Source organism: Marinicella gelatinilytica, assembly GCF_026410405.1.
GTDB classification, from domain to species: Bacteria; Pseudomonadota; Gammaproteobacteria; order Xanthomonadales; family Marinicellaceae; genus Marinicella; species Marinicella gelatinilytica.
On record NZ_JAPMLN010000002.1, the window covers coordinates 218,548 to 227,792 of the forward strand.

A 9,245-nucleotide genomic window follows, 5' to 3' on the forward strand; every position below is an offset into this window, starting at 1 on the left:
CACTGAAGTGGGTGCGATTAAATCAACATACCCGATATATTGGTAAATTATTATGACAAATTTTATTTCTCAAATGCTCGGCCGATCACCGGTTGAGCCGCTACAAGAACACATTAAAGTGGCCTGCAAAGCGGCTTTTTTGCTGCCTGATTTATTCGCGGCAGCCAATCTGAATGATTGGGTTAAAGTGAACAAAATAACCGAGGAAATCAGGGATTTAGAAAATTTAGCCGATGACATGAAAATGGACATACGCTCCAACATGCCAAAAAGTTTATTTATGCCGGTGCCGCGACAAGATTTATTGGAATTGTTGTTGGTGCAGGATAAGGTTGCCAATATCAGCAAACAGATTGCCGGCATGGTGCGCTTAAGAAAAATGCAAATACCGGATGCCTTGATTGACAGTTTTAATGCATTTGTCAGTCGCTGTATGCAAGCGGCCAAAAAAGCCAAGCACAGTGTCTACGAATTAGATGAATTGTATGCCACCGGATTCCGTGGTGTTGAGGTACAAACGGTCGAGAAAATGATTGCCAAATTAGGCAAGATTGAAACCGAAACCGATAATCAACAAACAGATATTCAGGAAAAACTGTTTTTAATGGAACAAGAATTACCGCCCATTGAAGTGATGTTTTTGTACCGCTTAATCGATATGGTTGGCGGTATTGCTGATTATGCTGAACGCATCGGTCGTCGTTTAGAAATTTTACTCGCAAAATAAAAAGAGGCATTTATGGAGTATCAAGTTACCTATATTGTTCTGGCCGCTATTTTTGGCGGATTTATGGCCTGGGGTATCGGTGCCAACGACGTTGCCAATGCCATGGCCACTTCGGTGGGATCAAAAGCCATCACCATTAAACAGGCGATTATTATTGCCGCCATCTTTGAATTCGCCGGGGCGGTGTTGGCCGGTGGTGCCGTCACCTCAACCATCCGTAAAGGTATCATTACGGCAGACAGCATTAATGGACAACCTGAACTACTGATTTTTGGTATGCTGTCCTCTTTATTGGCAGCCGGCATCTGGTTGCTGTTAGCCTCAAGAAAAGGTTGGCCGGTGTCCACCACCCATTCAGTGATTGGTGCAGTGGTCGGTTTTGCCGCAGTCGGTATTGGTACGGATGCCATTCAATGGTCAAAAGTGGTGGACATCGTTCTCAGCTGGGTGGTGACACCGTTGATTGCAGGAATCCTGGCTTTTTTTATCTTTCAATCCGTACACCATTTGATTTTAAAGCAGAATGACCCCCTATCCCGTGCCAAACGCTATGTGCCTTTTTATATGTTTATCACCGCCTTTGTGTTAACACTGGTGACCATCAAAAAGGGACTTAAACACATCGGCTTGCACTTAACAGATATTGAAGCTTACGGTTTAGCGGTTCTGTTCGGCATTCTTGTGGCTATCATTGGTGCTGTATTTATTAATAGAATTAAGCCTGACAAAGCAAAAGAAAAACGCTTTCATTTCTATACCGTGGAACGTGTTTTTGCGGTGTTGATGGTGATCACCGCCAGCGGACTTGCTTTTGCCCACGGCTCCAACGATGTGGCCAATGCCGTTGGTCCTTTGGCAGCGGTGATTTCCACTGCACAAAGCGGCATGGTTGCTGCGGAATCTGCCTTAGAAACCTGGGTGTTAATGCTGGGTGCGGTGGGTATTGTTATTGGCCTGGCCACTTACGGCGTGCGTGTCATTCGCACCGTTGGCCAGAAAATAACCCATTTAACACCCTCCCGCGGCTTTGCCGCTGAATTGGCGGCATCCACCACCATTGTCGTGGCGTCGGGTACCGGTATGCCCATTTCCACCACCCAGACTTTAGTGGGTGCTGTGCTTGGTGTTGGCATGGCTCGCGGTATTTCTGCCATTGACTTGAAAGTTGTGCGGAATATTTTTGCTTCCTGGGTGGTTACGATTCCTGCCGGCGCGGCTTTGTCCATTATCTTCTTTTTTATCTTTAAATTTATCTTTGGCTAAAGAGTAGTTGCTCAAGCCAGCTAAAGCCCGTTTTAAAAGCGGGCTTTAGTCGTTATGTTTTTTGAACAGTGGGGATTTTTTAATTTTCCATTTTGTTAATATGTACTTAGCTAAAGTCGATAATATCTTTAAGCCATAAATACTGCTGTCTTTAAAACTGATACTGGATGCCTCAGAAAAATAGCGCACCGGCATTGGCGCATCACCTAATTTAAAACCATGATATACCGCCTGGGTAATCAACTCGGCATCAAAAGAAAAGTCATCGGCATTGTCGTGAAACGGTATGGTCTCCAATACCCGGCGATGATAAACCCGAAACCCGGAATGGCCTTCGGCCAGGTTTTGACCCAGTACCACATTCATAATCAGCGTCAACATTCGATTGCTCAAATATTTATATAAAGGCATACCGCCTTGAAGTGCTTCTTTGCGGGTACGAATACGGGCGCCCAACATAAAGTCACAAACACCTTTTTCCACAAACCCGGTAAAGTAAGGAATCAGTTGTGCATCATATTGATTATCCGGATGCAACATCACCACCACATCCCCACCGGCTTTCAAGGCTTCTTGATAACACAGCTTTTGATTGCCGCCATAGCCCTTATTAATGTCATGAGTAAAAACTGTTAAACCTAAATCTTTGGCTTTTGCTACGGTATTATCTGTGGAGCAATCATCCACTAAGATAATCTCGTCGTAACAGCCATCGGGAATGGCAGCCACCGTGTCTTGCAGCGTTTTCTCGGCATGATAAGCCGGCATCACAATAATTATTTTTTGTTTTTGATGAGTATCCATAATAATCCTGCAAAAGACAATAATGACAATAATAAACCTATGGTAAAGCTCCACGGCTGATAATGAAAGCGCACCCGATGTTTGCCGGCCGGTAAATAAATGCCCTGTTGGGTGTAATTGGCAGCATACAAGGGAACCCGTTTGTCATCCACATAGGCGCGCCAACCGGGATAAAAAGCAGCGGCGTGTACTAACCAGCCACTTTGCGCCATATTAACATCAGCTGTTAATTTTTGTGCATGGTGAGCAATCAGCTCAAACGACATTGTTGTGTTTTTCACCTCAGCAACTCTATCTGACTCCTGTGTTCTGGGTTTATCAGATGATTCAATAATGACCTGATTGCTTAATGCTTGTGGTTGCTGCAAAAGTGTTTCCAGGGCTGAGTCCGGAGTAGCAACCAGCTTTGCTTGTTGCCGATAAAATAGACGTGCTTCGGCCGCCGTGTTTTCGTATATTTTGATGTCATCATCGTAAATCAAATCCATCTCGAATTCTTCAGGCAATGCCGTCTTGGCCAAAATATAACGCACATTATGTAGGTTTAAATACGGCAATAAATTTGACTCTAATGTGGTTTTCTCATACACCCAATAAGCCACCGTACCCTGTAAGGCCTGTTTAAAAAAACGGTGATAACGTTTACTAACCGGCACATCATAACCACGGACATCTTCCAGCTCAGCCAACATATTGGTGCTGGGTTTTAAGATATGATTTAAGCCTAAAACACGATACGGGCCCGCTTGCTGTTGTAGAAATTGTATCGACTTCGGTGTCTCATTGGGGAACACATGATTGGCATCAACGGTGGGATTCCAGCCGTGATTAAACCACCACAAATCAGCAAATAGCACAGTCACCATAATCAGCGACACCCAGCGGGATTTGCTTTGCGCCAGATACATCAGTAACGCCACCCCTAAAATTAACAAGGTTATCAACCATGCCCGTTGTTTTAGTGCTGATGTTAATAACGCCACATTCTCCAGTGCCTCTTGATAATCTGTACCTTGCCAGAAAAAAGCCACCACCCAGACCATCGCCAAAATAAATAACACCACAAAACCTATGGTCATTTTCTTGATCTGACTGTCTATACAACATTGCCAGCCGATGGCGGCCAACATACTCCCCGAAAATGCGATTAAAACAGCCCAATAAAACAAGGGTAAATGACCCAGCACCGGAAGATGCTTAACCACATCATATAAAGGCCCAATATCAAAAGCCAGCATCATAGAAAGCACTAATACCGTCAGCCACGGACACATTTGCCGACCACCTTTAACCACCCCAATCAATACCAACGGCAAAGCCGTCACGCCCATATACAAAGAACTGATATGAAAACCCAAATAATGTTCACTCCAACCGGGCAACCGAAAAATATCAGCATACATGCCCGTAGCCATGGCTGAAATCGGCATGGTGTAATGCACAAAGTTACTGCGCTCTTCCCACACCGCCGCCACCGTCAAAAACTCCAAAAACGGCAGCATCATGACAGCGGTTAATAACAAAGAAGCCACATAAGCAGCACCAAACTGGAACCACAATCGCCAGCGCATTTGTCCTAGTTGCAAAGCCCTCACCAATAAATACACTGCACAAGCCATGCCGGTATATAAAGCAATCTCCACATGACCGGCAAACAAGGTCACCGCCGTAATCAGCGCCAATAAAGCCACCTCACGAATGCCTTGTCGCGCCAATAAATTTTCTGTGGTATAAAAGCACAAAGGAATCAGCAGTGTGACATTACTGTGTGGATGGTTCAGCCAAAAAACATAAAAAGCACAAAACCCAAAAGCCACCCCGGCAATCAAGGCCGATGCGTGAGATAAGCGCAAACGCCGCGCCAATAAATAGGTAAACCACGGCGCCAAAATAACCTTCAATAAAGCACTGACCGTAAAACCCCAACCGGCCGGCAACACAAAATGCCCCCAGTTAAGCGGAAATAGTAAAGCGGATTGGGTATTGGCCAATAACGGTGTGCCGGTCAAAATAAATGGATTCCAAAGCGGCCACATACCCTGCAATATCTGAGACTTAGCCGTCAAAAAGAACGCCAAAAACTCGGTGGTTTGATCCTGTAAATAAGGATTAGAAGCCGCCAATAAATCATCCGGACGCACCGAGTTCCAGGGGCTCACAAAAAACAAATAATCACTTTGTGAAATTAAATAACCCAGCAGCACCGGATAAAAAAACACCAATCCCATCAAGCCATAAACCAACAAAGCCCACAGCCTGTCTTGGCGATAGTTAGAACATTCCGGTGAAACTTGATTCATGGCATATTTACCCTAAATAAAAGCGTTATTAATGACAAATCGCACATTATAAACCAAAGCCCACACCACCGCGCCTGAGGTAAACAAATTCCATGCTTTTTAATTAACAGTCATCTAAACACTCATAATTTAAAGATTTTTAACAACCGTAAAACCAACAAAACTAAAGTGACGAATTATGTCAAAAAGGTCTCGAACTAAGCACAAACCTAAAAAAATTTTCCTTATTCTCACTTTTTGCGAAAAACAAACGATAAAATTTAAAAAAAATTGACAAAAATTAACCACCTTATAAAGTTAATAACAACAGTGGATAAAGGGACATGGAACAACTAAGCAATTTAAAGCACATACTACACTCCAAGCGGGCTAATCTATATTACATTGAGCACTGTCGCGTTATGCAAAAAGACGGTCGGGTGCTCTATCTAACCGAGGCAAAAAAAGAAAACCAATACTGGAATATCCCGATTGCCAACACCACCGTAATTCTTCTCGGCACCGGCACTTCAATCACCCAAGCCGCCATGCGCATGTTGGCATCAGCCGGTGTTTTGGTGGGTTTTTGCGGCGGCGGTGGCACACCCTTATTAATGGCCAACGAAATCGAATGGCTGATGCCACAAAGCGAATACCGCCCCACCGAATACATGCAAGGCTGGATGCAGTTTTGGTTCGATGACAATAAACGTTTGTCCGCTGCCAAGAAATTTCAGTTGTCGAGATTACTCTACTTAAATAACGTCTGGCGCAAAGACCGTGATATCAATATGGAAGGACTCGACGGTAACAGCGACAGCATCCAGGCACTACTCAAAACAACCGAACAAGAGATTCTCAATGCCCAAAAGGTCAGTAAACTATTGGCCATCGAAGCCGACCTAACCAAACGCCTTTATAAAACCGTAGCCAATTCCATCGATTACGGCGCATTCAGACGCGACCGTGAAGCCACCGACAAAGCCAATGCTTTTTTAAACCACGGCAATTACCTCGCCTACGGCTTAGCCGCCACCACCCTTTGGGTACTCGGCATTCCACACGGCTTCGCCGTTATGCACGGTAAAACCCGTCGAGGTGCACTGGTGTTTGATATTGCCGATTTAATCAAAGACGCCATTATTCTGCCCTGGGCCTTTATCTCCGCAAAAGAAAACGCCAAAGAACAAGAATTCCGGCAACAATGCCTACAAGCCTTCACCGACCAAAAAGCCCTCGACTTTATGTTCGACCAGGTCAAAGAAGTTGCACTCAACCAGCACAAATCTGAGGACGTACTGCCATGATGGTCACATTCGTCAGCCAATGCGAAAAGAAAGCCCTCAAAAAAACCCGCCGGGTGTTAGACGCCTTCGCCAATCGCATCGGGGATAACACCTGGCAAACCGTCATCACCAAAGAAGGCTTACAAGCCGCGCACAAACTCCTTAAGAAAACCGCCAGTAAAAGCACCGCCGTCAGCTGCCACTGGATTCGATCTCGCGCCCGCTCTGAACTCTTGTGGATAGTGGGCAAACGTTATGAATTTAATGAAATGGGGTATGTGCCGGTGAATAGCACCCGAAGAAATATTTTACACAATGAATGGAAAAGTGATTGGACTTATATTTCATGTATTCAAATTATCGCCACTTTAGCCGCTCTATTACATGATATCGGTAAATCGACTATTGGCTTTCAGGCTAAACTGATCAATTTCACAGCTTATGGTGACCCTTATCGTCACGAATGGCTATCACTTAAATTGTTTGAATGGCTGATTAAAGATTGTGAAACTGATGAAGCTTGGTTGCAACGATTTGCCAATATTGAGGATTATCTATCAGAAAACTTAAACGACCATAACTCACTGCTTGAGGTGATTACAAATAATAAAGAAAAATCAACTATGGGCACAATGCCACCACTCGCTCAATGGATCGCATGGTTAATTGTAACCCATCATAGGCTACCTCCTTTTGGTGAGATATATTACAACGCCAAACAAATTAAAAACCTTAAAAGTAGTGGCAAATTTTTTAAACGTGACCTCGCAAAATTTTATCAACATGTCAAAGCTATCGATTATTGGGTCAAAAACCCATCTTTATTTGAAGGCAAAAACAAAATATCTGACACTCAACAACAAACTTTTTGGGATTTTAATCAATTGGTCTTAAACAGCCCTGTCTGGCAAAAAGCGTTGAAAAGATGGTCAAATAAAGCCCTACAAAACACCACTTTAATCAATTTAAGCCAACAGGCATCAGATAAATCAACAAGTATTTCTGACCCAATGTTACTACACCTATCACGTTTATCTTTAATGATAGGTGATCACAATTACTCGAGTTTAGATTCTGATGATCATCGACGTGTTTCCGGGGATGAAAGTTACAAACAATTAGCGGCTAATACCGATAGAAAAACAAAACAAATAAAACAGTCGCTTGATGAGCATTTATTGGGTGTCAGTCGTTTTACCTCTGAGTTTGCCAGAGTTTTACCCATCATTTCTCAAGAGTTACCAACATTAAAAGACCACAACAGCCTGGCTAAAGACACCGATATAAACCGCTTCAAATGGCAGAATAAAGCCGCTTTATTAGCACGGAAAGCCCAAGATGAATCTCAGGAGCATGGTTTTTTTGGCGTAAATATGGCGTCAACCGGTTGTGGTAAAACAATTGGTAATGCCCGAATTATGTATGCGCTTTCAGAAAAACAAGGTGCGCGTTTTACTGTGGCCTTAGGCTTGCGGGTACTTACCTTACAAACAGGTGAAAGTTTTCGAAAGGATTTAGACTTATCCAATGAACAATTGGCCATTCTGGTCGGTGGCAGTGCACAGAAACAGCTTTACGAATTTAATCAATCAAATGAACCTGCTTGAATTCAAGTAATAAGTGCAATTTAATCATGCAGCAAGTAAATCGACTTGCTGCCCCATAAATAATTCATTCGGAGATTTCCCGCCTCTTGTTTTCCGTGGTCTGTTATTCAGGCAATCCATTACGTGTTCTATTTGTTCATCTGTGACTTGATTGAAGTCGGTTCCCTTTGGAAAATATTGCCTGATTAAGCCATTGGTATTTTCATTGATACCACGCTCCCAGGAGCTATAAGGATGGGCAAAATAAATGTCAGCCTTTAGTCCTTCTGCAATCAATTCATGCGCTGCAAACTCCAAACCATTATCCAATGTAATAGTCAGTATTTGGTCAACTAAATGTGCCATACCTTCAATGGCTGCCTCCGCCAACAGTGAAGCTTGTTTTCCGGTTAACCGGAAGATCATGGTGTACAAGGTCTTTCTTTCAACCNCATTACGTGTTCTATTTGTTCATCTGTGACTTGATTGAAGTCGGTTCCCTTTGGAAAATATTGCCTGATTAGTCCATTGGTATTCTCATTGATACCACGCTCCCAGGAGCTATAAGGATGGGCAAAATAAATGTCAGCCTTTAGTCCTTCTGCAATCAATTCATGCGCTGCGAACTCCAAGCCATTATCCAAAGTGATTGTCAGTATTTGGTCAACCAAATGCGCCATACCTTCAATGGCTGTCTCTGCCAACAGTGAAGCTTGTTTTCCGGTTAACCGGAAAATCATGGTGTACAAGGTCTTTCTTTCAACCAAGGTGAGCAAAGCGCTTTGACGACCTTTGCCAATGATTGTGTCACCTTCCCAGTCACCAATCCTTGTTTTCTTATCAACCACAGCCGGTCTGTCGTCAATACTGACCCTGTTTCTGATTTTACCCCGCTTATCATAAGAACCATAACGTTTGCGGTACTTCTTACAAGCAGTTCGCAATTGCTTGTAAAGTGTTCCGCCGGCATCTCTATCGGCATAAATAAGCTGGTAAATGGTTTCGTGATGCAATGAGATACCCTTATGCCTTTTGAGATAAATTGTAATCTGTTCCGGGCTCAGGTCATGATACAGGAGTGTGATGATCCAATGTTTAACTTGCTCAGTTAATTTAATGGCTTTGTGGGCGTTCTTACGACGACTTTCAGCCATCTGTTGGGCTTGCTTAGGCCGGTAATTCTTTTTGCCTGTATTACGGGATATTTCACGAGAAATGGTCGAAGGTGATCTGCCAAGTTCTTTGGCTATAATCTTTTGTGTGAAACCCATTTTCTTTAGCCTGTAAATCTGATATCGTT

The 9,245-nt window shown here is 43.5% G+C and carries 6 protein-coding genes and 2 pseudogenes; 4 read left to right on the top strand and 4 right to left on the bottom strand.

Annotated elements, in window-relative coordinates; all coding sequences use genetic code 11:
• Positions 1 to 52: 52 nt before the first annotated feature.
• Complete coding sequence (locus OS173_RS02520) at positions 53 to 727, top strand: TIGR00153 family protein (RefSeq protein WP_267182701.1); 675 nt, start codon at positions 53 to 55, stop codon at positions 725 to 727.
• A gap of 12 nt (positions 728 to 739) precedes the next feature.
• Complete coding sequence (locus OS173_RS02525) at positions 740 to 1,990, top strand: inorganic phosphate transporter (RefSeq protein ID WP_267182702.1); 1,251 nt, start codon at positions 740 to 742, stop codon at positions 1,988 to 1,990.
• A gap of 45 nt (positions 1,991 to 2,035) precedes the next feature.
• On the opposite strand, the gene OS173_RS02530 is transcribed toward OS173_RS02525, so the two are convergent.
• Together OS173_RS02530 and OS173_RS02535 are read right to left on the bottom strand one after the other, a co-directional pair.
• The gene (locus OS173_RS02530; protein WP_267182703.1) at positions 2,036 to 2,794 is read right to left on the bottom strand and encodes a glycosyltransferase family 2 protein; all 759 of its coding nucleotides are present in this window, start codon (positions 2,792 to 2,794) and stop codon (positions 2,036 to 2,038) included.
• On the bottom strand, positions 2,767 to 5,094 hold the full coding sequence (locus tag OS173_RS02535) for a YfhO family protein (RefSeq protein ID WP_267182704.1): 2,328 nt from the start codon (positions 5,092 to 5,094) through the stop codon (positions 2,767 to 2,769). The genes OS173_RS02530 and OS173_RS02535 overlap by 28 nt, the downstream gene beginning before the upstream one ends.
• Positions 5,095 to 5,417: 323 nt before the next feature.
• Here OS173_RS02535 and cas1f point away from each other — a divergent pair, with 323 nt between their 5' ends.
• Together cas1f and OS173_RS02545 are read left to right on the top strand one after the other, a co-directional pair.
• The gene (cas1f, locus tag OS173_RS02540; RefSeq protein WP_267182705.1) at positions 5,418 to 6,380 is read left to right on the top strand and encodes a type I-F CRISPR-associated endonuclease Cas1f; all 963 of its coding nucleotides are present in this window, start codon (positions 5,418 to 5,420) and stop codon (positions 6,378 to 6,380) included.
• Positions 6,377 to 7,966 carry an HD domain-containing protein gene (locus tag OS173_RS02545; protein WP_267182706.1) on the top strand — a complete coding sequence of 530 codons (1,590 nt, stop codon included), beginning with the start codon at positions 6,377 to 6,379 and terminating at the stop codon, positions 7,964 to 7,966. The genes cas1f and OS173_RS02545 overlap by 4 nt, the downstream gene beginning before the upstream one ends.
• 24 nt (positions 7,967 to 7,990) lie before the next feature.
• Here the strand turns inward: OS173_RS02545 and OS173_RS02550 are convergent.
• Both OS173_RS02550 and OS173_RS02555 read right to left on the bottom strand, forming a co-directional pair.
• Positions 7,991 to 8,371 (bottom strand): annotated as a pseudogene (locus OS173_RS02550) (IS30 family transposase); the annotation flags it as partial.
• Positions 8,372 to 8,379: 8 nt separating this feature from the next.
• Positions 8,380 to 9,245: pseudogene (locus OS173_RS02555) on the bottom strand (IS30 family transposase); the annotation flags it as partial.

Excerpts from the sequence above, each read along its gene's own strand:
- OS173_RS02525 (WP_267182702.1), top strand. The coding sequence starts at position 740 with ATGGAGTATCAAGTTACCTATATTGTTCTGGCCGCTATTTTTGGCGGA.
- OS173_RS02530 (WP_267182703.1), bottom strand. The coding sequence starts at position 2,794 with ATGGATACTCATCAAAAACAAAAAATAATTATTGTGATGCCGGCTTAT.
- OS173_RS02535 (WP_267182704.1), bottom strand. The coding sequence starts at position 5,094 with ATGAATCAAGTTTCACCGGAATGTTCTAACTATCGCCAAGACAGGCTG.
- OS173_RS02545 (WP_267182706.1), top strand. The coding sequence starts at position 6,377 with ATGATGGTCACATTCGTCAGCCAATGCGAAAAGAAAGCCCTCAAAAAA.
- cas1f (WP_267182705.1), top strand. The coding sequence starts at position 5,418 with ATGGAACAACTAAGCAATTTAAAGCACATACTACACTCCAAGCGGGCT.
- OS173_RS02520 (WP_267182701.1), top strand. The coding sequence starts at position 53 with ATGACAAATTTTATTTCTCAAATGCTCGGCCGATCACCGGTTGAGCCG.